The sequence below is a fragment of the Bacillus sp. FSL L8-0099 genome, assembly GCF_038006385.1.
In the GTDB taxonomy this organism is placed as follows: domain Bacteria; phylum Bacillota; class Bacilli; order Bacillales; family Bacillaceae_G; genus Bacillus_A; species Bacillus_A toyonensis.
Genome location: NZ_JBBOVC010000001.1, coordinates 3,854,491 through 3,877,628 on the forward strand (window position 1 = coordinate 3,854,491; position 23,138 = coordinate 3,877,628).

Consider the following 23,138-nt stretch of genomic DNA (forward strand, 5'->3'; position numbering starts at 1 on the left):
GTTTTTTTCTTAACATCACTTATTTTTTATAGAAAAAGAAGCGGTAATACCGCTTCTTTCATTTATACTTCTTCTGTTTCCACTAAATTTGCAAATAAACCATACACATATTGTTCTGGATCAAACTGCTGCAGATCATCCATTTGCTCTCCTAAGCCAACAAATTTCACCGGTACATCCATTTCGTTACGAATTGCTAATACGATACCACCTTTAGCAGTTCCATCTAACTTCGTTAAAACAATACCAGTAACATTCGTTGCTTCACGGAATGTTTTCGCTTGACTTAAACCGTTTTGACCTGTTGTTGCATCAATAACTAGTAACACTTCATGAGGAGCTCCTGGTACTTCACGCTCAATTACACGCTTCACTTTCTCTAACTCTTTCATTAAGTTCACCTTATTTTGCAAACGTCCTGCTGTATCACATAGTAATACATCTACTTTACGCGCTTTTGCAGCTTGTACAGCGTCATACATTACCGCTGCAGGGTCAGAACCAGACCCTTGTTTAATGACTTCTACACCAACGCGATCGCCCCATACTTCTAATTGTTCAATCGCGCCAGCACGGAACGTATCTCCTGCTGCCAATAGGACTGACTTACCTTCTGATTTAAATCTATGTGCCAGTTTACCAATTGTCGTCGTTTTCCCTACACCGTTAACACCTACAAATAAAACAACTGTTAATTGATCTTCTTGCATATTGATTTCATTACTAAAGTCGCTGTCACCTTTATAAATGCCAACTAACTTTTCCGAAATAACAGCTTGTACTTCTTTTGGGTCCTGAATATTTCGGCGCTGCACTTCTTCTTTCAACTGATCAATTAATTCCATTACAGTCGAAACCCCTACGTCTGCGCCGATTAAAATCTCTTCTAACTCTTCAAAGAAATCTTCATCCACTTTACGGTAACGATAGACTAAATCATTTACTTTATCCGCAAATGAATTTCTCGTTTTTTCCAATCCGTGTTTAAATTTCTCTGTTACTGTATCCGTTTGTTTTGAAATTTTTTCTTTAAGTTTTTTAAATAAGCTCATGCTTCCCATCCTTCCTATTTACTCGCCACAAGTTCTTCCCCGTCATCTAAACGAACAGAAACAAGCTTAGATACACCTGATTCTTGCATCGTTACACCATACAATACATCAGACTCTTCCATTGTACCTTTCCTGTGTGTAATTACAATAAACTGCGTCTCATCACTAAATTTCTTTAAATATTGCGCAAAACGAGCAACATTCGCTTCGTCTAGAGCCGCTTCTACTTCGTCTAGTACACAGAATGGTACTGGGCGTACTTTTAAAATACCAAATAAAAGCGCTATTGCCGTTAAAGCACGTTCTCCACCTGACAGTAAACCTAAGTTCTGCAATTTCTTTCCTGGTGGTTGTGCAACAATATCAATACCAGTATTTAATATGTCTCCAGGATCCGTCATTACTAAATCCGCTCTACCGCCTCCGAATAATTCAGTAAATACAGATTGAAACTCCGTTCGAATCCCTTCAAAAGTAGTGGAAAAACGTTTTTTCATTTCTTCATCCATCTCAGTAATAAGTTGGTGCAATGTCGCTTTCGCTTCTTCTAAATCATCTCGTTGCTCTAGTAAGAACGTATGACGTTCCGCTACTCGCTCGTATTCATCAATTGCACCCAAGTTTACTGTACCTAACTCTTCTATGGATAGTTTTATTAATTTCACCTTTTTACGCGCATCTTCTGCAGGCATCATCATTGTATACTTCAGTTTTGCTGCTTCAAATGAAATCGTATATGTTTCACGTAAATGTTGCAATCTATTTTCCAACTCAACATCAAGTCGGTTAATTTTCACTTCTTGATCTTTCAACAACTCAAGAATATATTTATGCTTGCCTAACGTTTCCTTCACATTGCGTTCTAAATGCTCCACTCTCTCTTGTAATGATACACGTTGTTCACGGCGAGAGCGAATTAATTCTGAAGTTTGATTACGATCATATGCTTTTTTCTCAATCATATTCGTAATTTGTTCTTCACCACTTGAATTAGATGTCATTTCTTGCTTTAAGAATGCTAAATCTTCTTTTGTTTTTACAAGTGTTGTATCAGTTTCTTCTTTTTCCTTCGTTAATCGCTCAACTTTTTCTTTTTGATTAGACAAACGTTGTTGTTGTTCAGCCGCTTGTACTTTCAGCTCAGTCATTTCCTTCTGAACTTTTTCTTTTGAAGAATGTTGCTCGCTTTTTTGTTTCGTTAACGCGACGATTTTGCTATCTAATTCCGAAATCTCTGCTTGAAGAGTTGCTAAAATCTTTTCTAACTCTCCTTTACGTCCTTGCATTTTCACTTGATCTTGTAAAAATCCTTCTATCTCTAAGTCGTATATAGATAAGCGATCATTAATTCGATGTTCTTCTAATTCTAATTGATTAATTTCTTCTCTTAATTTTTGTTCATCTACACGCTCAGTTTCTACACCTTGGCGTAGTTCGCGTATTTGTACTTCTTTTTCTTGAATCTCTTGCTTTACTGCTTTAACAAAGTTTTCTAGCTTCGTTGTTTTTTCTTCCATATCAGTGAGCTTTTTAGTCCATTCTTCAAGTTCACGCTGACGTCCTAATAAAGAAGATTTCGCCTGTTTTACAGCTCCACCAGTCATTGAACCCCCAGGATTCACTACGTCACCTTCAAGTGTTACAATACGATAGCGATATTGTAATTGTTTCGCTAATTCATTTGCACCGCGTAAATCTTTCGCAACAACAACTGTACCTAATAGGCTCGAAACGACATTCTCGTATTTATTATTGTACTGCACAAGTTCTGCCGCTACTCCTACAAACGATGGATGTTGATTCACAACACGTAACTGTTCAAATGATAACGATCTACTTTTAATAACAGCTTGCGGTAAAAACGTTGCACGTCCATGTTTATTCTGCTTTAAAAATGCAATTGCATTACGAGCATGTTCCTCTGTTTGTACAACGATATGCTGCATTGCTGCACCTAGAGCGATTTCCATTGCAACTTCATATTCTTTCGGTACCGTTAACAGTTCCGCAACAGCACCCTCGATACCTTGCAACCTATTTTCTCTAGCTTTCAATACTTCACGTACACCTTGGTAGAAACCAGAATAGTCCTCTTGCATCTCTTCTAGCATTTCTTTTCGTGAGCGCGCCTGTTGTACAAATTGATATGCTTGATACAGTTTTGTTTCATTTTCACTATACTGCGCCTTACATTTCCCAAGCGCCGCTTCTGTTTTCTGTATGTTCGAAATGATACCAGCTATTTTTTCTTTCACTTGTTCATAACTTTCAACAAGTTTCGTCTTTTTCGCTGTGATTTCCATACGCATTTCTACATATTTCGCATTCTCTTCATCAAGACGTTCATTTTTAGAGTTTTGCTGTTTAGACTGTTCTTCAATCATAGATAATTCATTACGCTGACTAGCTTGTTGATTTAAAAGTTCAATATAATCCCCTTTTAAATTCTCAATCTGTTCCTCTAAATTATCCGCTAAAGTTGCAAGCAGTTGTTCATTATCAAGCAAATTTCTCTCCAATTCTTTTACTTGATCTACAAATTGCATTAACACTTCTGTACTTGATTCAATTTCACCATCATAACTTTTAGCTTTTTCTGTCAATTCAACAATTAACTGTTCAAGTTGTGCACAATGCGTCGTAGCATTTTGCTTCCTCTCTTTTAACAGCTCACGTTGTCCTTCTAATTTTTCTAGCTCTTTGCTAGAAAGAAGAAGAACTTCTTGCAAGGAATCTACAGACTCATCTACCGCTTGTAATTGTCCACGTAATTCCTCAAGCTCTTCTTCACTTTTTTGTAAATGCGTTGACATTTTAGCTTCTTCGTTTTTATTATGCCCAAACTGACTTCGAAGCGCTTCCCATTTCTCATGCAATTCTTCAATTTCATGTACAATAAGCGCAGCTTCTACTTTCTCTAACTCTTCTTTTTTCTCGAGATAATCTTTCGCAATAGAAGCTTGTCTCTCTAACGGTTCTACTTGAATACTCAATTCATGAATAATATCTTGTACACGATTTAAGTTTTCTTGTGTATCCGCTAATTTCCCTTCAGCTTTCTTTTTACGAAGTTTGTATTTCAGCACACCTGCCGCTTCTTCAAATACACCGCGACGTTCTTCTGATTTACTACTTAAAATCTCTTCCACTTTCCCCTGACTAATAATTGAAAAGGCTTCTCTTCCCATGCCAGAGTCCATAAATAAATCGATAATGTCTTTCAATCTACAAGATTGTTTATTTATATAAAAGTCACTATCACCTGAACGAGATACACGGCGCGTTACACTCACCTCGTTATATTCAATCGGTAAACGTTGATCTTCATTATTTAAAGTTAATGTTACTTCAGCTACATTAACCGCTCTCCTCGTTTCACTACCGGCAAAAATAACATCCTCCATCTTTGCACCACGTAATGATTTTGCAGATTGTTCACCAAGTACCCAGCGAATTGCATCAGTAATATTACTTTTCCCGCTCCCATTAGGCCCTACTACAGACGTAACACCTGGAACAAAATCGACAGATACACGCTCAGCAAAAGATTTAAATCCTGCTATTTCTAATCTTTTTAAAAACACGAAAGGTCTTCCTCCTATTCTCCGTTGTTATATACGTTGTCTGTACGAAACCAAGCTATAATACGGATTTACTTTCCTTTCATTTATCTACAAAAGAAAAGTTTCATTCTATGCATAAGGAATCCCCCTATTCAAAGGGGGATTCCTTATAATTGTTCTTTTAATTTTTTCAATGCTTCTGCAGCAGCTTGTTGCTCTGCTTCTTTTTTCGACTTACCACTACCAAGACCTAACGCTACATTATTTAATGTAACACGTGACACAAATTCTCGATTATGGGCTGGTCCTTTTTCTTGCAAAATTTGATACTCAATGTTGCCACTACCATCACGCTGGATCAATTCTTGCAATTGACTCTTATAATCCATCACATGAGAAAAAGCACCTTCATTAATTTTCGGATACACAATTTCTTTTAAGAATCCCCAAACTGTTTCTAGCCCTTGATCAAGATAAAGGGCACCAATAAACGCTTCAAAGACATCCGCTAATAAAGCTGGTCGTTCACGTCCACCTGTCATTTCTTCACCTTTCCCTAATAAAACAAGGCTTCCAAATGACAGCTCATTTGCAAAACGAACAAGAGATGGCTCACATACAATAGCTGCACGTAGTTTTGTTAACTCTCCTTCGCTCATTGTCGGATATTTTTGAAACAGATACTGCGATACAGTAAGTTCCAATACTGCATCTCCAAGAAATTCGAGACGCTCATTGTCTTCATGCGGTTTTTTTCGATGCTCATTCACATACGATGAATGCGTAAATGCTTGAGTCAATAATTTTTCATCTGTAAACGTAATACCTATCTTTTCTTGAAACACTTTAAACGCTTCACGATATTTTGTTTCGTATTTTTTTTCTCTATATTTTCGGTACGGCATAGGTCCCTCCAGATATAAGCCGAGAAAGCCCCGCTAAATAACGGGACTTCACTTAAGCATTATAGATGACTCTCTATGTAAGTCACAGCATCGCCAACAGTAGCAATCTTTTCAGCATCTTCATCAGAAATTTCCATTTCGAATTCATCTTCTAATTGCATTACAAGTTCTACTACATCTAGGGAGTCTGCGCCTAAATCTTCTTTAAAGCTTGCAGCTGGTACTACTTCAGTTTCTTCTACACCTAAACGATCAACGATGATTTTTGTTACACGCTCTAAAACATCTGCCATTCCATTCACCTCCCCTCAAATATTATATTAAATATTGTCCAAAAAAACTAGATGAAATCGATTCTTTTATTACATTACCATTCCGCCATCAACATTTAACGTTTGTCCTGTAACATATTTGCTTTGATCCGAAGCAAAAAACGTTACAGCATTCGCGATATCTTGCGCTTCACCAAACTGTGCAGCCGGAATAACTTTTAACATTTCACCTTTTATATTTTCATCTAATACGTCCGTCATATCAGTTGCAATAAATCCAGGAGCAATTGCATTTACAGTTATATTTCGACTTGCTAATTCTTTTGCTGATGTTTTTGTTAATCCAATTACACCAGCTTTAGCAGCAACATAATTAGCCTGCCCTGGATTTCCTACAACACCAACAACAGAAGCAATATTTATTATTCTACCATGACGTTGGCGCATCATATAACGAGATACTGCTTTTGTACATAAGAATACACCTTTTAAGTTTGTATTAATAACTGTATCCCATTCTTCTTCTTTCATACGCATTAATAAATTATCTTTTGTTACGCCAGCGTTATTTACAAGAATATCGACTTGTCCAAATGTATCTACTGTTTGTTTCACCATATTTGTAACATCTTCAGCATTTGCAACATCTGCTCTTACCGCAATTGCATCTGAACCTAATTTCTTGATTTCATCTACTACTTCATTCGCCTTTTGTTCATTACCAGCATAATTTACTACTACATTTGCCCCTTGTTTCGCTAAATCGATTGCAATCGCGCGACCAATTCCACGTGAAGCACCAGTTACTAATGCTACTTTCCCTTTTAACATCAGTTTTCTCCTCTCAAATTTGAAATGGTATCTTTTAATGTCGCTTCATCATATATGGCATATGCTTTCACTGATGAATCAATCGACTTCATAAGCCCAGCAAGTACTTTTCCAGGTCCAATTTCAATAAATATATCCACACCTTGTTTCACCATAGTTTCAATAGATGGGTACCATAACACAGGTGAATACAGTTGTTCAATTAGCTTCTCTTGAATATCTGCACCACGTGTAATAACATCTGCTGTAACATTTGCTATAACAGGAATATTCGTATCCTGAATTGTAATTTCATTTAACACACTTTGAAACTTCTCAGCAGCTGGCTTCATAAGAGAGGAATGAAATGGTCCACTTACTTTAAGCGGAATTGCTCTTTTAGCACCATTTTCTTTCGCTCTTTGAGAAGCAAGTTCTACCCCTTGATTTGTTCCAGAAATTACAATTTGCTTCGTACTATTCATGTTTGCAATCTGTACTGCATACCCTTCACTTGTTACTTCTTCTGTAACTCGTTTCAGCATATCTGGATCAGCACCTAAAATAGCTGCCATTGCCCCTTCCCCACCAGGAACGGCTTCTTCCATATATTCGCCACGTTTTCTTACAGCATATACAGCATCTTCAAAAGTTATAGCACCAGCTGCCACAAGAGCGCTATATTCACCTAAACTATGTCCTGCTACAAAATCAGGTGTAATGTCATACTCTTTCAAAGCTGTCAAAATAGCAAAACTCGTTGTTAATAATGCAGGTTGTGCATTTGTCGTTAATGTAAGCTTTTCCTGCGGCCCTTCAAAAATCACCTCTGAAAGTGAATCGTGTAACACCTCATCTGCTTTCGCAAACACTTTCGCAACCTCGTTATTATTCTCCGCTAACTGTCTACCCATTCCAACTGCCTGTGAACCTTGGCCCGGAAAAAGAAATGCTATTTTTCCCATTTCAAATCCTCCTCTTATTGAAGCGGCTCCTTCTCCATTACACTTGAAATTGTAGGAATTACTTCTTTCGCTACCATTTCTCTCGTTTGACGAATCGCACTAAATATCGATTGGTCATTTGAAGAACCGTGAGCCTTAATGACAGGAGCTTTCAATCCAAACAATGCCGCTCCTCCATACTCCGAATAATCCATTTTATCTTTTAATACCATAAGTTTTGGTTTTAATACCGCTGCTGCTAATTTGCTCGTAAACGAACTCATTAATTGCTCTTTTAACATAGAGAATAGCGCAAGTGCTGTTCCTTCTAGTGATTTTAGAGCTACGTTCCCTGTAAAACCATCACACACAACAACATCTGCTACACCTTGCAATAAATCTCTTGATTCAACGTTTCCAACAAAATTAATTGGTGCATCTTTGAGCATAGCAAAGACCTGTTTTGAAAGCTCGTTTCCTTTTCCATCCTCTGTTCCAACATTTAAAAGTCCAACACGAGGGTTTTTAATTCCTCTTACCTTCTCTGCGTAAACAGAACCCATCACTGCATATTGATATAAATGAACTGGTTTTGCATCAACGTTTGCTCCAACATCTAACATAACAAAACCTTCTCCATCAACAGTTGGCATTGTCGGTGATAAAGCTGGTCGTTCAATTCCTTCCATACGACCGACAACAAATAATCCTGCTGCCATTAAAGCCCCTGTACTACCTGCTGATATACAAGCATCTGCAATACCATCTTTCACTTGCTGCGCTGCTAGTACCATTGAAGCTTGTTTTTTTCGACGAACCGCCCTTACTGGCTCATCTGTCGATTCAATTTTTTCGTCTGTATGAAGGATAGTAATTCGCTCTTCACTCGTTAAGTATTGACGGATTTCTGCTTCTTTCCCTACTAACGTAATATGTAAATCTGAATATTCCTTAATAGCTTTCATTGCTCCTAATACTACAGCCTTTGGAGCGTGATCTCCGCCCATTGCATCTATTGCGATTTTCATAAGTTGTTACCTTCCTCACTATTATTACTAGATCGATACATTTCAAAAGTGCCTGTAAAAACAAGTTCTTCTCCAACAAAGCTACGCACTTTGACAACCGTCCGTCCTTTATCATTCTCTACATCTTCAACGCGCGCTTTTGCAACTACACGTTCTCCTAATTTTACAGGACGAATGTATCGAATGGTAGACTTTGCAGTTAAAGCTAATTCTTCATCAATAACTGCAACAGCTAGTGAGTTTGCTTGCGCAAACAAATGATGCCCACGAGCAATTTGATTTCTTTTAAATACATGTTCTACCTTTACTTCAAAGATAGATATCGCATGTCTATCTAATTCTATATCGATAATTTCTCCGACAACCTCTTCTAACGGTAAAGATTTCACATCTTCTTCATGTTGTTTTGTAGCCACATGCTTAATTCGTTCTCTCAATTCAGGAATAGATAACTCCATACGATCCAGACGAACAGTCTGTATGCTCACTTGAAATTTTTCTGCTAAATCTTCATCCGTTATAAAAGGATTCGTTTCTATTGTTTGTTGTAATAATTCTTGTCTTTCTTTTTTACTTCTTCTCTTTTTCATACCGCACCATCCATTTTTATGACTAGGTACTAACAGTAGTATATAATCATTAAAAGTAGAATGCAACAAAAACTTTTGCAGACTACTTTTAATCGAGCTTCTCTCCCTGGAACACACCTGTTCCGTCAAGATAAGTACGCAACGAAGCATACTGATCATTATGCCAAAACGCTTCTGAATCAACTAGTATCGCCGCATCTTGTCTCGCTGTTTCTAACGCCCGATAATCATGTACCATATCAGCAACCTTAAATTCTGGTAGACCACTTTGCTTACTTCCAAAGAAATCCCCAGGACCTCGTAACTCTAAATCTTTTTCTGACAATACAAATCCATCATTTGTTTCAGTCATAATACGCATTCTTTCTTTTCCAGTTTCTGATTTCGGGTCTGCAATTAATAAGCAATATGATTGTTCACTACCACGCCCAACACGCCCCCTGAGCTGATGAAGCTGCGATAAACCGAAACGCTCCGCGTCATAAATAACCATAACAGTCGCATTTGGTACATTCACACCTACTTCAACAACTGTTGTCGAAACAAGAATTTGCACTTTATTTTCACTAAACTGTCCCATTATCTCTTCTTTTTCTTGAGATGATAGTCTCCCATGCATTAATCCAACTTGGCACTTACCTTGATAATGATGAGTCAGCATACTATGTAAATCGATAGCATTTTGTACATCAAGTTTCTCAGACTCTTCAATAAGAGGACAAATAACATATGCCTGTCTTCCTTTTTTTATCTCTTTCTCCACAAAGCCGAGAACACGGTCTAACATATCATGTTTTGCCCAATACGTTTCGATTACCTTTCTACCAGCTGGCATTTCATCGATAATAGAAACGTCCATCTCTCCAAATGCCGTAATAGCTAACGTTCGCGGAATTGGGGTTGCCGTCATAAACAATACATCTGGACTTTCACCTTTCTCACGTAAAACCCGGCGCTGCGCTACACCAAATCGATGCTGTTCATCGGTAATAACGAGACCTAACCTATGAAATATAACTTCATCTTGAATTAAAGCGTGCGTCCCAACAAGGATATCTACTTCTCCCTGCTCTAATCTCGCCAAAATTTCCCGACGTCTCGCACCCTTAACAGAACTCGTTAACAGTTCAACCGTCATACCGAAATGAGAAAACGTCTCCGCAAGCGACTGATAATGTTGTTCGGCTAAAATTTCTGTAGGAACCATTAAAGCACCTTGATAATGAGCTAATTTTGCGGCATAGAGACCAATCGCAGCAACAACTGTTTTCCCAGAACCAACGTCACCTTGCAACAGCCTGTTCATCCGATAAGGAGATGTCATATCCTTTAAAATTTCATCTACAACCCGGCGCTGCGCACCAGTTAACGGAAACGGAAGTGCATCGATAAATTCTTGTAATTCTGTTGACGAGATTTCCTTCTTCGTACCTTTTGAATTTTCTCTCTCCATTTTCCTTAGTGTTTGCATTTTTAGCTGAAATAAGAAAAACTCCTCATATACAAAACGGCGACGAGCTTGCTTTAAATCTTCTTGCCCTACCGGAAAATGCAACGCCCTGAGTGCTTCATAACGTGGTAATAATTTATACCGATTTAACAAACCATCTGGTAGCACTTCGACTATAGAATCTCCATACTCCTTTAGCGCTTGTGCAATAAAACGGCGCATCTGTTTTACTGTAAGCTTTCCTTTCACTGAATATACAGGCTCTACTTCTTGTTGTCGAACAACCGGTCCAAAATGAAGCTCTGATACAGCAATTGTTTGACGATGTTGATCCCATTTACCAGTAATCGTTACCGTTTCATCCAAATTTAACTTTTGCTTATAGTAAGGTCTATTAAAACATACAGCCGTAATTAAATAACGACCGACGAGAACACGAACTGTAAGACGTGATTTTTTCTTACCATAGTATTGTAGTAACGGAGCACTATGAACTTTCCCTTCAACTGTTACACGCTCATCATGCTTTACTTCAGCAAGATCTTTCATCGCATAATCTTCATAACGGTACGGAAAATGCTCTAATAGATGAGAAACTGTATAAATTCCCATCTCGTGTAGTAATTCAGATGTTTCTCCTCCGATTCCCTTTACATCTGTAACAGGAACTTGTACAACTTCATTCAAGATTCTCACACTCCGTCACATTATTTTCTTTGTTACACTCTATTTGAGTATCAATTAACATCTGCAATCGCTATCTTTCACCTTATATATTCTATCATAGGCATTCTAAGAGAAACTACTCAAATCCCTTATACACAACAAGTAAAAAAGAGCCTCACTATTAGCAGCAAGGCTCTTTTCTTTATTCCATATGCTAGCCTTTTGAATAAAAACTAGTAATAACGTTCACATTACTACTTCTGATCCATTAGCAAGTAAGTGATCCATTTATTTTCAAAACGAATCTTTTTTATTCTACAGAGAAGATGAAAGAATACACCGGTTGATTCCCAGCATGCACTTCTACTTCAGCATCTTCAAATTTCTCTTCTACAAATGCAACTAACTCAGCTACTTCTTCATCAGTTGCATCTTCACCTTGTAGAATCGTTACGATTTCAGACTCTTCATCAATCAATGCTTCTAATAATTGCTTTGCAGCTCCTACTTTTTCAGCATTTGTTGATACGATTTTTCCATCTGCAATGCACATGAAATCGTCTTTTTGAATTGCTACACCGTCAATTTCCGTATCACGAACAGCATACGTAATTTGACCCGTTTTCACATGAGATAAAGCTTCTTTCATGTTTTCTTCATTTTCTTCTAACGTTCCAACTGGATTAAATGCTAACATTGCAGCCATACCTTGAGGAACTGTTTTTGAACGAATAACAATAACTTCTTGATCAACAACTGACGCTGCTTGTTCTGCTGCCATCACGATGTTTCCGTTATTTGGTAAGATGATGATTTTTTCAGCATTCGCCTCTTCAATCGCCTTCACAATATCCTCCGTACTCGGATTCATCGTTTGGCCACCTTCGATTACTTTCGTTGCACCAATGCTCTCAAATAAAGTTTTAATACCAGATCCCATAGCTACAGTTACGATACCATATGGTTGTTTTTCTTTCGATTGAGTTGTTTGCTCAGGAACCATAGTAGGTTCATCTAATAAAGCGGTATGCTGTTCACGCATATTTTCTACTTTAATCTTAATTAAACTACCATAGCGTTGCCCATAATTCATAGGATCTCCAGGATGTTCCGCATGAATATGAACCTTAACAACCTCATCATCTGATACAACAAGTAGTGAATCTCCGTATACACTAATATCTTCACGGAATTTTTGTTCAGAGAAATTATGTTCCTTCATTTTTTCAGGCTCTAATTTCACCATGAATTCCGTGCAATATCCATACTTTATATCTTCTGTACTCAATTGGCTTTGTACACTACGGTGATGTTCTGCGCGTACCATGTCATTCATAGATGGTTGGGCAGACACATCAGAAGAAATTGTTTCTCCTTTTAAGTCAGCTAAAAATCCTTCATATACAACAACAAGACCTTTACCACCGCTATCTACAACGCCAACTTGTTTTAATACAGGTAATAAATCTGGCGTACGATTTAACGATGCATTGGCTTCTTTCACAACGTCTTCCATAAACAAAACAAAGTCGCGCTGTTTTTTCGCAACTGTCACTGCATATTTACCCGTTTCTCTTGCAACCGTTAAAATCGTTCCTTCAATCGGTTTCATAACCGCTTTGTAAGCCGCTTCTACCCCAGCATCTAAAGCTGCAGCAAAATCAACTGTTGTTAATTCTTCTTTTTGTTCAATGGATTTTGAAAAACCACGGAATAACTGAGATAAAATAACGCCAGAGTTACCACGAGCTCCCATTAATAATCCTTTGGCTAAACTTACACCGACTTTACCAGCGTGCTGTGAAGGATTTGCTTTCACTTCACGTGCGCCTGAAGTCATTGATAAGTTCATGTTTGTACCGGTATCGCCATCTGGAACTGGAAATACGTTTAATGCATCAACAAGCTGAACATTATTTGTTAAATTATTCGCTCCTTGCATGATCATTTGTGATAAACGTTTCCCATCAATTTTTTGAATTGACACAGATTTTCCTCCTTAATGCACATTACAAGTTTATTACTTTAACTCCTTGTACGTAGATGTTTACAGAATCTACTGCTAGTCCTACAGTTTGATCTAATGTATATTTCACTTTCGTCTGCACGTTATGTGCTACTTCTGAAATTTTCGTACCATAGCTCACAATAATATACATATCAATATGTACTTCATCTTCATCTTTACGAACAATAACACCTCTAGTGAAGTTTTCTTTTCGTAAAATGTCTGTTAATCCATCTTTTAACTGATTTTTTGATGCCATACCTACGATACCGTAGCAATCTACCGCGGCACCTCCAGCAATTGTTGCAATTACATCTGTACTAATATCAATTTGACCGTACTTCGTTTTAATTTCAATTGACATCTCGTTTCCCCCTTCATAAATGGTGAAAGTGAGCTAGACTACTTTAGTTACTATCATATAATCTTTTCAAAGAAAATTCCATCGTTCTTTCTTTTCACTCTCATATTTTATGTTTTATACTACACTTTTCTATGATGAGCAAAATAGTCCATTGTTATTATACAACATGTACCACTATAATATGTCAAGCAAATTTTCTTGATTTCAACTTTTCTTCACTTACATATAGTGTCAAGTAATTTTTCTTGATTTCTTTTTTCTACAGTGTTGCATTCTCTTTTTAGTTGTGTTAAATTATAGTAGTGTTTTTAGCATCGCAAAAAAGACTAACATTGAAAAATTACGTATGGTAAGGTGTCAAGGGAGGGAAATATAAATGGCTCGTGTTTGTGCTATCACTGGAAGAAAAGCTCGTTCTGGTAACTCTCGTTCTCACGCAATGAACGCTACAAAACGTAAATGGGGCGCTAACCTTCAAAAAGTTCGCGTACGCATCGACGGTAAAGTTCAACGTGTTTACGTTTCTGCTAGAGCATTAAAATCTGGCAAAATCGAACGTGTTTAATAATAAAAAAAAGAGCCGCTAGGCTCTTTTTTTACTATACCAATGGAAAAAGCACCTATTATCGGTGCTTTTTTTAGTCTTTTTTGAAGGTGTTTAACATCGCACGAACAATTCCACCAAGAAATTTAGGTAACTTAATTGTATAAAATCTCATGGTTTCCCTCCTAATCCCCTTTACTCCACTTGCCCACTATATGATGCAAGGAGCAAAATTGTTTCTTCAATCAGTGCTTCTTATCATCATTAATATGCCAGATGCGAATGAAAAAGTACCTTTTTCCTCAATGAGTTCATTACTAATACAAAGTGTCGATCCCCACTCTATCGTTTTATTAGTAAGAGGGTACTTAAATCCTTGTAGTGTAATACCTTCTACACTTTCAGTAACTGGCACAAATGATACATAGGGGAAATTTTTATTTATTCCAATTGTATATGTACCAACTTTTTTCACCATTATTTCATTTTTATTATCCACAATACACATTTCCACTTTTGCTTCTAAACCCTTTAAAAGCATCTGTATATTTGCTAAACCATGATCCAACCGCCCACCAGTTGCACCAAAAATACGAATTAATTTGGGGTTCTGTTCTAAAGCCCAACTAATTGCAATCTCTAAATCCGTTTGATCTTTTTCTCGTGGAACAATATGTAATTCATCTGTTTGCTGTCCCATCCATACTAATTCTTCTTCAGTTACTGAATCGTAATCTCCGAACGCAACAGATGGAGTAATCCCTCTTTTTAGTAAATGGTACACTCCTCTATCAACCGCCGCCCACACTACTTCTTCATTTTCATATCGAGAAAAATCTGCGCAATATTCTGCAGGGCCTCCTGCTAAAATATGAATAATCATTTTTCCTTCCCCTTCTATTGTAAAAAGGCAATCTGCCATTCGGTAGATTGCCTTTTTACATATTTTTCGCTCTATCCTGTCTAAATAGTGAAGTCTTACTAAACCCGAAACTTCACTAGGATAGGGATCTGTTCATTCATTATCCACGAATGATACGGATCGCTTCACCGCGGTCTTTTTGATTGTATACCGCTGATCCAGCTACAAGTACATTCGCTCCTGCTTCAACACAAAGTCTTGCCGTTTCAGCGTTGACACCACCATCAACTTCAATTTCGACTTCTAGATTTCGCTCTTTAACCATTTCTGCAACTTGTTTAATTTTCGGTAATACAGAATGGATAAATTTCTGTCCACCAAATCCAGGATTCACCGTCATAAGTAATACCATATCTATATCTTCTAACACATGCTCAATCACCGAAACTGGCGTATGTGGATTTAATACAACCCCTGCTTTAATGCCATGAGATTTAATTAACTGAATTGTACGATGTAAATGAGGACACGCCTCTACATGAACAGTAATAATATCCGCTCCCGCTTTCGCGAAAGTTGGGATATAGTTATCAGGATTTTCAATCATTAAATGCACATCTAACGGTAATGATGTAATCGGACGGATCGCTTCTACAATTAATGGCCCAATCGTAATATTCGGTACAAAATGCCCGTCCATTACATCGACATGAATGTAATCAGCTCCGCCTTTTTCTACATCTTTAATTTCTTCCCCTAATTTTGAAAAATCTGCTGATAAGATCGATGGTGCAATTTTAATCATAACTAATACCTCGGCTTTCTCTCTCTAATTTCTTCTACGAATTGTTGGTAATTCTTATAACGATATTCTGTAATCTTTCCTTCTTCAACCGCAGCTTTCACCGCACATTTCGGTTCAGAAAGATGTGTACACCCTCTAAATTTACAGTATTGGCTCGCTTCTTTCAACTCAGGAAAACAATATGTAAGATCTTCTACCTCTATATCTATGAAATCAAGTGAACTAAAACCAGGTGTATCCGCAACAAGTCCACTTCCAACTGCAATTAATTCCACGTGTCTTGTCGTATGTTTTCCGCGTCCTAAATGTGAGGAAATATCATTTGTTTTTAGTTCTAAATCCGGACGTAATACGTTAAGCATCGAAGATTTCCCAACACCTGATTGGCCAGCAACGACAGAAACACAACCTTCTAAAAATGGTTTTAAAATAGCAATACTTTCCGATGTATTTATAGAAGTAAATAATACATCATAACCCATTTCACGATAATCATTTGCATAAGCTTCAACGGTTTCTCGCATCTTTTCATCAACTAAATCCATCTTACTAATACAAATAATCGGCTTAATGTTATGATATTCAATCAGCACTAAAAATCGATCTAACAGTCCAGGATTAAAATCTGGTTCTACTGCAGAGAAAACAAGGATTGCTTGATCCACATTAGCAATAGGAGGCCTAACAAGTTCATTTTTTCGATCAAATACTTCAAGCACGTAGCCTTCCGTTGGGTTATCTGCTTGAAAAACGACTTGGTCTCCTACAAGTGGTGTAATTTTATTTTTTCTAAATACACCACGCCCACGACATTGTGTAATCCCTTCTTCATGTTGTACATAATAAAATCCACTTAAAGCTTTTACAATTTTTCCTTCTGGCATATAATTCTCCTTTATTTTGTATAAAGTGAAGCTGTAATTAAAACGAATAGACTAGAGTTCTTTAAACAATTATTTTAAAACCCACCAATATATAACCAGGTTCATATATTTAATCTCTACCATCAATTCGAAATATTTTTTACAACAATATCACTTGTATAGCTTTTTGAATCATATATTTTTGCCTGTTATACAGTCCACCTTGTAGACAGCATAACAGGCGAGGGTAATGCATTCCATTCTCTATAAAAAGAAAATGGAATTCACTATTATTGAGTTGGATATGGTACTTCCTTATCGATAATCGTTACTCCATCCCGTACGATTTTATAGTGACCCTTTGAGCCTTCTTGAATTACAAATTCTAAAGAAATTGTTGCCGACTCTGAAATCGTTCTAGTTTCAATTGGTCTATCCATCTTTTGTTGCATATCTTCTTTATAAATTTCTATTGTTTGCGGTTTTTTCTCACCTATTATAGAAGACTCATATGGGATAGAAATGTTATCCACCTTCACTGTTTTTGTTACTTTCGGCTTAGGGCCATTCGAGATGATAAGTGTCACTTTATCTCCTTCTTTTAACGGAGTTCCTGGTTTTGGCGATTGCGAAATTACAAGACCTTTATCAACCGTATCTGAATACTCTCGTTTTATATCTGGAGTTAATTTTCTCTCATTCAAATCACCAGTTGCACTATTTTCAGTCCATCTTGAAAAATCACCTGGTCTATTTTGATAAGGACCTTTACTTATCCAAACTTTCAGTTCTTGCTCCGCCTCTACAACCATTTGATCAGGTGTCGGTATTTGTTCTACAATTTCACCTTTTGGTTTATCATTTTCAATATAATTTTCAGTAACCTGTTTATATCTTTCTTCTAACTCGGGTTTTACACTCTCAAAGTTTTGACCTGTAAAATCCTTCATCTTACTTTTCTTTTTTCCACCTGATTGATAGATAGTAATTTTAGAACTTTCCTTCACTACTCTTCCTGCTACAGGATCAGTTTTTATTACATCTCCAGCTTCCACATCATCTGTATATACAATATTAGGTTCTGTCACTTCAAAACCTTTTTCTACCAATTTATTTACAGCTGTCGTATATTTCATACCAGCCACATCAGGAACTTTTACATCTTTCGGAATAAAGAATCCCGGAATAACAGTAAGAGCTAATGTTATTCCAATTGCTAAAAGTAAAAATGTCGTAATTAAAACCTTAATCCATTTATTACTTCGTTTTTTCTTCTTATCTAATTCAGTATGTTCTTTTCTTTTTGGTTCATCCACTTTACTTCCACTTAAAACAATCGTTTCATCAGTTACATTTTCAAATAATTGTTCTTGTTGGATAATTGGAATCGCTTTCGTCGCTTCCATATCTTCTGGTATGTAAAATGGCTGTTCATTAATTCGTTCTGGATATAAAGCCGTTTCAATATCTCGTTTCATCGCATTAGCAGATTGGTATCGATGGAACGGATCTTTAGCAGTTGCCTTTAATATAATATTCTCAACACTTTGCGGAATATTTTCATTCCATCTTCTTGGAGACGGTATTTCACTTTGTAAATGTTTTAAAGCTATTGCAACAGCAGATTCACCAGAAAACGGTTGTCTTCCTGTTAACAATTCGAACATAACAATACCAAGCGAATAAATATCTGATTGTTTATTTGCTATCCCGCCGCGCGCTTGTTCTGGTGATAAATAATGCACCGAACCAAGTACTGAATTTGTATGTGTAATAGTTGTTGCACTTGTAGCTGTCGCAATTCCAAAATCTGTTACTTTTACTACTCCATCAGCTCGAATTAAAATATTGTGCGGTTTTATATCACGATGCACAATTTCAAAATGATGAGCGTGTGCCATGGCGGATGTTAATTGCTCCATAATATCAAGAGCTTCCCCTATAGGTAACATCCCTTGCTCAATTATGTATTGCTTTAATGTTTGTCCAGGTACATACTCCATTACAAGATAATATATACCATCTTCTTCTCCAACATCATACATATTCACAATATTTGGATGCGACAACGTTGTAACAGATTGCGCTTCTCGATGGAAACGTTTAATAAACTCTTCGTTATTGGAATAGTCGAGTCTTAATATTTTCACCGCTACATCTCGGCCGAGTATGTCATCATGAGCTAAATATACATTGGCCATCCCTCCACCGCCAATCATTTTTAGCAGCTTATAACGGTCATTTAAGCGTTTTCCAATCAGCACGTTGCACTTCACCTACTTTCGTTTGTCGAATCCGCATAATCAATAAGAACAAGAGTAATATTATCCTCTCCACCACGATCATTCGCCAATTGAATGAGACTTTGCACCTTAGCTTCGAGCTGTTCATTTAACTGTAAAATTTGTTGCATATCAGTCATAGGGACTTTATTAGACAATCCATCAGAGCAAAGAAGCAATTGATCATCTTCTTCAAGTACCAATGTTTTAACATCTAATCCGACTTTTTCTTCTGTTCCTAGCGCTCTTAACAAAACATTTTTTTTCGGGTGGTATTCTGCATCTTCCTTTGAAATTTCACCATGTCTCACAAGTTCATTTACAAGTGAATGATCTTCCGTTACGAGCGACATTACTCCCTCTGATACCATATAACAACGACTATCTCCTATATGACCTATTGTTACAAAATTAGGCGTACAAATTGCTATGATAATCGTTGTTCCCATACCATCACACTCTACGTGTTGTTTAGAATATTCAAAAATGCGTTCATTAATAATTCCAACACTAGTATGTAACCACTCTTCTACTTTTTTAGGCTCATTCATATTATGCGTTTGCTTCCAATAATCATGGAATAATTGAATGGCCATCGAACTAGCTACATCGCCAGCTCGATGACCTCCCATTCCATCTGCTACTACCGCTAAAATATTTCCATCTAAATTGTGAAAAACTCCTGCACTATCTTCATTATGTTGACGAACTTTCCCTTTATCCGATAGAAACACGGCTTTCATCTCGTCACCTCGTCTCTTCTTTGCGCTCCTTCGCACGCAACTGACCGCAGGCAGCATCAATATCGTGACCTTGTTCACGGCGAATTGTTACATTCACTCCACGATCTTTAAGCGTTTTTTCAAATAAGAAAATTTGCTCACGTGGTGTTCGTACGTAATCACGTTCTGGTACGTAGTTAACCGGAATTAAGTTCACATGACACTTTACACCTTTTAAGAGCGCAGCAAGTTCTTCAGCGTGCTCAACTTGGTCATTTTCTCCTCCAAATAGTCCATATTCAAATGTAATACGACGCCCTGTTCTATTTACATAGTATTTAATAGCTTCCATTAAATCAGGTAGCTTATAAGCACGGTTAATCGGCATTAATTTTGAACGTAATTCTGAATTTGGAGCATGCAATGAAATCGCAAAATTAATTTGTAACTCTTCTTCAGCAAACTTGTAAATTTTCGGAATAATACCACTCGTCGAAACTGTCATATGTCTTGCACCAATATGAAGTCCTTTTTCATGGTTAGTGATGCGTAAAAATCCCATTAAATTATCATAGTTATCAAATGGTTCTCCAATTCCCATAACAACAAGAGAACTTACACGTTCTTCCGTTTCATCAAGCGCGCGTTGCACTTCTACTACTTGCGCTACAATTTCTCCAGCTTCTAGGTTTCGTTTTAACCCGCCAAGTGTAGAAGCACAGAACGTACAGCCAATACGACAACCAACTTGTGTTGTTACACAAATAGAATTTCCGTATTCATGTCGCATTAATACCGTTTCAATAGAATATCCATCATATAACTGGAATAAGAATTTAATCGTTCCATCCGAAGACGTTTGTTTTACTAACGTGTTTAAAGTAGTAATATCAAAGGAATTCGACAATTTATCACGCAATCCTTTAGAAAGGTTTGACATATCCTCATAATTTTTTACACGTTTTTTATATAGCCAGTCAAAAATTTGTCCAGCACGGAACTTCGGTTCTCCTTGTTCCTTTAACCAATCTTGCATTTCATGAAGTTGTAAAGAGTAAATTGATGGTTTTTTCGTTTCTACATTTTTCTTTTGTTTTTTTACAGTCGTTTCCATGATGCTACACCTTCTTCCTTAAACAAGCAATATAAAAGCCATCCGTTGCAAAATAATGCGGTAAAATTTGTACTTGACCTTCATTAATATACGGACTTAATTTTTCTGGCATACGTTCTTTTATCGTAGTATCCCATTCAAATTCAGGATGTTCTTTTAAAAATTTATCTATTACTTGTTCATTTTCTATTTTCTCAATTGTGCACGTACTATAAACAAGACGACCGCCTTGTTTTAATAATGGTGCTATCTTTTCTAATATCGCAAGTTGAATCGTCGATAATCTTTCACTATCGCCTTTATCTTTTCCTAACTTAATATCAGGTTTACGTCTAATTACCCCAAATCCAGAACATGGTGCATCTACTAATATTTTATCAAAAGTTTCATTTGCAAAGTGCTCTTGCACTTTTCTAGCATCTAACGCTTTTGTTTCTATATTTTCTAGACCAAGTCGCTCTGCTTGTTGTTTAATTAAACGCACTTTATGCGCGTGTAAATCAAGAGACATTACTTTACCAGTTCCCTTTAAACGCTCAGCTATATGCGTAGTTTTACCACCAGGAGCAGCACAACTATCAAGAACTGTCTCTCCCTCATTCGGTTCTAAAGCACGTGCAACAAGCATAGAGCTTTCATCTTGAATAGAAAGGAACCCTTTTTTAAACGCTTCTGTATGCGCTACATTCCCTCTTTCAATTTGAATTGCATCATCTGACAAATCGCCAGACTTTGCTTCTATTCCTTCACTTGCCAACAACTCAATTGCTTCTTCTACCGTTACTTTATCAACGTTCACACGTGCTGTAGGTACTGGTGGTAACATGTTTACTTCACACATTTTCTCTGCTGTTTCTAAACCATATTCAGATGCCCAATCTTGTACTAACCAAACTGGGTGACTCGTTGCAATTGCAAGACGTTCCACTGGATCTTTGATTTCATCTAATGAAGGTACACCTTCTCGCTGAATTGAACGCAATACTCCGTTCACCATGCCTGAAATCCCTTTATGCCCACGACGCTTTGCTATTTCAACCGCTTCATGAATAGCCGCTCTTTCTGGCACTCGGTCCAAATATATCATTTGATATAAAGATAAGCGAAGCAACACTCTTACCCACGCCTCAACCTTCTTTTTTAAAAAGGGCTGTAAATAATAATCTAATGTGTCACGACGTTGAATCGTTCCATATACAATTTCAGTTAATAAACCAATATCTTTTCTATCAATTGCATTTTTTTCAATTAGATTATTTAAAAGTAAGTTACTATATGCACCACTTTTTTCTACTTGAATTAAACCATCAAGAGCTAATTCACGAACATTTTGTCTCATGCATTTTCTCCTAACTTCGTGCCAATTTCAGGTTTTGTCCCACGTAAAAATTGTGAACAACTCATACGCTTTTTACCCGACGGTTGCAATTCAGTAATTTTAACACCTGTTTCATTCCCTGTTGCAACAACAAATCCATCTTCTTCAAGACCAACTATTGTACCTGGTTCAGCTTTCGCTTCTAGAGAAACTTTCTCTCCCCACCATACTTTAACAACTTGTTCTGCTAAAGTCGTATATGCAACTGGCCATGGGTTCAATCCGCGAATGTGATTGTATACTTCTTCACCTGTTTTTGTCCAATCAATTTTCTCTTGCTCACGTTTTATATTATATGCGAATGTCACTTCATCTTCATTTTGTTTAATCGGTTCTAACTTACCTTGAATTAATAAAGGTACTGTTTTAGATAGAAGATGTGCACCGGCTTCACTTAACTTATCAAATAACGAGCCCGTCGTTTCACGCTCTTCAATTTCCACTTCTACTTGCGTTAAAATATCACCAGCGTCTAATTTTTCTACCATATACATAATTGTAATTCCTGTTTTTTCTTTACCTTCCATAATTGCATAATGAATCGGTGCACCACCGCGTAGTTCTGGAAGTAAAGAGGCATGGACATTAATACATCCGTACTTTGGCGCTTCTAAAATTTCGTTTGGTACAATCTGACCGAACGCAGCTGTTACAATTAAATCCGCCTCTAATGCTAATACTTTTTCATATTCGTCTTTTTCACGAATTTTCAGTGGTTGTAACACCGGAATACCATGTTTCTCCGCTTCAACTTTAACAGGTGTAGGTGTTAATACTTTTTTTCTACCTACCGGACGATCTGGTTGCGTCACAACACCTACTACATCATAGCCATCTTCGATAAGACGACGAAGCACCGGCACTGAAAAGTCCGGTGTTCCCATAAATACTACTTTAATCATTTAAAAACCGCTCC

The 23,138-nt window shown here is 37.1% G+C and carries 21 protein-coding genes; 1 reads left to right on the forward strand and 20 read right to left on the reverse strand.

Annotated elements, in window-relative coordinates:
* Positions 1-62 precede the first annotated feature (62 nt).
* The 11 genes from ftsY to MHH42_RS19450 form a co-directional block, all read right to left on the reverse strand.
* Positions 63-1,052, reverse strand: a complete 990-nt coding sequence (ftsY, locus tag MHH42_RS19400; protein WP_340893905.1) for a signal recognition particle-docking protein FtsY — start codon at positions 1,050-1,052, stop codon at positions 63-65.
* A gap of 14 nt (positions 1,053-1,066) precedes the next feature.
* Positions 1,067-4,636 (reverse strand): chromosome segregation protein SMC, encoded by a 3,570-nt coding sequence (gene smc / locus MHH42_RS19405; protein ID WP_340893907.1) that lies wholly within the window; start codon positions 4,634-4,636, stop codon positions 1,067-1,069.
* A gap of 146 nt (positions 4,637-4,782) precedes the next feature.
* A complete protein-coding gene (rncS, locus tag MHH42_RS19410; protein WP_001146877.1) occupies positions 4,783-5,520 on the reverse strand; it encodes a ribonuclease III in 738 nt (245 codons plus the stop codon).
* Positions 5,521-5,579: 59 nt separating this feature from the next.
* Entirely contained in the window at positions 5,580-5,813 is a 234-nt protein-coding gene (acpP, locus tag MHH42_RS19415) for an acyl carrier protein (protein WP_000786062.1), read from the reverse strand.
* Between the two features lie 69 nt (positions 5,814-5,882).
* Entirely contained in the window at positions 5,883-6,623 is a 741-nt protein-coding gene (gene fabG, locus MHH42_RS19420) for a 3-oxoacyl-[acyl-carrier-protein] reductase (protein ID WP_000911780.1), read from the reverse strand.
* Complete coding sequence (gene fabD, locus MHH42_RS19425) at positions 6,623-7,567, reverse strand: ACP S-malonyltransferase (RefSeq protein ID WP_000515915.1); 945 nt, start codon at positions 7,565-7,567, stop codon at positions 6,623-6,625. The genes fabG and fabD overlap by 1 nt, the downstream gene beginning before the upstream one ends.
* Before the next feature lie 14 nt (positions 7,568-7,581).
* Entirely contained in the window at positions 7,582-8,574 is a 993-nt protein-coding gene (gene plsX, locus MHH42_RS19430) for a phosphate acyltransferase PlsX (RefSeq protein WP_000684090.1), read from the reverse strand.
* A complete protein-coding gene (gene fapR, locus MHH42_RS19435; RefSeq protein WP_000747351.1) occupies positions 8,571-9,164 on the reverse strand; it encodes a transcription factor FapR in 594 nt (197 codons plus the stop codon). Before fapR ends, plsX begins: the two co-directional genes overlap by 4 nt.
* Positions 9,165-9,252: 88 nt before the next feature.
* Positions 9,253-11,301 carry an ATP-dependent DNA helicase RecG gene (gene recG / locus MHH42_RS19440; RefSeq protein WP_016109023.1) on the reverse strand — a complete coding sequence of 683 codons (2,049 nt, stop codon included), beginning with the start codon at positions 11,299-11,301 and terminating at the stop codon, positions 9,253-9,255.
* 289 nt (positions 11,302-11,590) lie between these two features.
* On the reverse strand, positions 11,591-13,267 hold the full coding sequence (locus MHH42_RS19445; protein ID WP_000027119.1) for a DAK2 domain-containing protein: 1,677 nt from the start codon (positions 13,265-13,267) through the stop codon (positions 11,591-11,593).
* Between the two features lie 22 nt (positions 13,268-13,289).
* Entirely contained in the window at positions 13,290-13,652 is a 363-nt protein-coding gene (locus MHH42_RS19450) for an Asp23/Gls24 family envelope stress response protein (protein WP_000021109.1), read from the reverse strand.
* Between the two features lie 376 nt (positions 13,653-14,028).
* Here MHH42_RS19450 and rpmB point away from each other — a divergent pair, with 376 nt between their 5' ends.
* Entirely contained in the window at positions 14,029-14,217 is a 189-nt protein-coding gene (rpmB, locus tag MHH42_RS19455; RefSeq protein WP_000124776.1) for a 50S ribosomal protein L28, read from the forward strand.
* A gap of 73 nt (positions 14,218-14,290) precedes the next feature.
* Here rpmB and spoVM read toward each other — a convergent pair whose 3' ends face one another.
* From spoVM to fmt, 9 genes are all read right to left on the reverse strand, one after another.
* A complete protein-coding gene (gene spoVM, locus MHH42_RS19460; protein WP_001213599.1) occupies positions 14,291-14,371 on the reverse strand; it encodes a stage V sporulation protein SpoVM in 81 nt (26 codons plus the stop codon).
* Between the two features lie 66 nt (positions 14,372-14,437).
* Positions 14,438-15,118: a thiamine diphosphokinase gene (locus MHH42_RS19465; RefSeq protein ID WP_016109024.1), complete on the reverse strand. Its 681-nt coding sequence runs from the start codon at positions 15,116-15,118 to the stop codon at positions 14,438-14,440.
* A gap of 100 nt (positions 15,119-15,218) precedes the next feature.
* Complete coding sequence (gene rpe / locus MHH42_RS19470; protein WP_000589965.1) at positions 15,219-15,863, reverse strand: ribulose-phosphate 3-epimerase; 645 nt, start codon at positions 15,861-15,863, stop codon at positions 15,219-15,221.
* A 2-nt stretch (positions 15,864-15,865) separates the two neighbouring features.
* A complete protein-coding gene (rsgA, locus tag MHH42_RS19475; RefSeq protein ID WP_001113944.1) occupies positions 15,866-16,747 on the reverse strand; it encodes a ribosome small subunit-dependent GTPase A in 882 nt (293 codons plus the stop codon).
* 269 nt (positions 16,748-17,016) lie between these two features.
* The gene (gene prkC / locus MHH42_RS19480) at positions 17,017-18,990 is read right to left on the reverse strand and encodes a serine/threonine protein kinase PrkC (protein ID WP_000904738.1); all 1,974 of its coding nucleotides are present in this window, start codon (positions 18,988-18,990) and stop codon (positions 17,017-17,019) included.
* 8 nt (positions 18,991-18,998) lie between these two features.
* Positions 18,999-19,751, reverse strand: a complete 753-nt coding sequence (locus MHH42_RS19485) for a Stp1/IreP family PP2C-type Ser/Thr phosphatase (protein WP_000648690.1) — start codon at positions 19,749-19,751, stop codon at positions 18,999-19,001.
* A 4-nt stretch (positions 19,752-19,755) separates the two neighbouring features.
* Positions 19,756-20,844: a 23S rRNA (adenine(2503)-C(2))-methyltransferase RlmN gene (gene rlmN, locus MHH42_RS19490; protein ID WP_000450536.1), complete on the reverse strand. Its 1,089-nt coding sequence runs from the start codon at positions 20,842-20,844 to the stop codon at positions 19,756-19,758.
* A 4-nt stretch (positions 20,845-20,848) separates the two neighbouring features.
* A complete protein-coding gene (rsmB, locus tag MHH42_RS19495) occupies positions 20,849-22,183 on the reverse strand; it encodes a 16S rRNA (cytosine(967)-C(5))-methyltransferase RsmB (protein WP_001249657.1) in 1,335 nt (444 codons plus the stop codon).
* Complete coding sequence (gene fmt / locus MHH42_RS19500) at positions 22,180-23,124, reverse strand: methionyl-tRNA formyltransferase (RefSeq protein ID WP_000598798.1); 945 nt, start codon at positions 23,122-23,124, stop codon at positions 22,180-22,182. Before fmt ends, rsmB begins: the two co-directional genes overlap by 4 nt.
* Between the last annotated feature and the right edge of the window lie 14 nt (positions 23,125-23,138).

Coding starts and splice junctions, on each gene's coding strand:
- ftsY (WP_340893905.1), bottom strand. CDS start 1,052: ATGAGCTTATTTAAAAAACTTAAAGAAAAAATTTCAAAACAAACGGAT.
- rncS (WP_001146877.1), bottom strand. CDS start 5,520: ATGCCGTACCGAAAATATAGAGAAAAAAAATACGAAACAAAATATCGT.
- acpP (WP_000786062.1), bottom strand. CDS start 5,813: ATGGCAGATGTTTTAGAGCGTGTAACAAAAATCATCGTTGATCGTTTA.
- fabG (WP_000911780.1), bottom strand. CDS start 6,623: ATGTTAAAAGGGAAAGTAGCATTAGTAACTGGTGCTTCACGTGGAATT.
- fabD (WP_000515915.1), bottom strand. CDS start 7,567: ATGGGAAAAATAGCATTTCTTTTTCCGGGCCAAGGTTCACAGGCAGTT.
- plsX (WP_000684090.1), bottom strand. CDS start 8,574: ATGAAAATCGCAATAGATGCAATGGGCGGAGATCACGCTCCAAAGGCT.
- fapR (WP_000747351.1), bottom strand. CDS start 9,164: ATGAAAAAGAGAAGAAGTAAAAAAGAAAGACAAGAATTATTACAACAA.
- MHH42_RS19450 (WP_000021109.1), bottom strand. CDS start 13,652: ATGTCAATTGAAATTAAAACGAAGTACGGTCAAATTGATATTAGTACA.
- rpmB (WP_000124776.1), top strand. CDS start 14,029: ATGGCTCGTGTTTGTGCTATCACTGGAAGAAAAGCTCGTTCTGGTAAC.
- spoVM (WP_001213599.1), bottom strand. CDS start 14,371: ATGAGATTTTATACAATTAAGTTACCTAAATTTCTTGGTGGAATTGTT.
- MHH42_RS19465 (WP_016109024.1), bottom strand. CDS start 15,118: ATGGCAGATTGCCTTTTTACAATAGAAGGGGAAGGAAAAATGATTATT.
- rpe (WP_000589965.1), bottom strand. CDS start 15,863: ATGATTAAAATTGCACCATCGATCTTATCAGCAGATTTTTCAAAATTA.
- rsgA (WP_001113944.1), bottom strand. CDS start 16,747: ATGCCAGAAGGAAAAATTGTAAAAGCTTTAAGTGGATTTTATTATGTA.
- MHH42_RS19485 (WP_000648690.1), bottom strand. CDS start 19,751: ATGAAAGCCGTGTTTCTATCGGATAAAGGGAAAGTTCGTCAACATAAT.
- rlmN (WP_000450536.1), bottom strand. CDS start 20,844: ATGGAAACGACTGTAAAAAAACAAAAGAAAAATGTAGAAACGAAAAAA.
- rsmB (WP_001249657.1), bottom strand. CDS start 22,183: ATGAGACAAAATGTTCGTGAATTAGCTCTTGATGGTTTAATTCAAGTA.
- fmt (WP_000598798.1), bottom strand. CDS start 23,124: ATGATTAAAGTAGTATTTATGGGAACACCGGACTTTTCAGTGCCGGTG.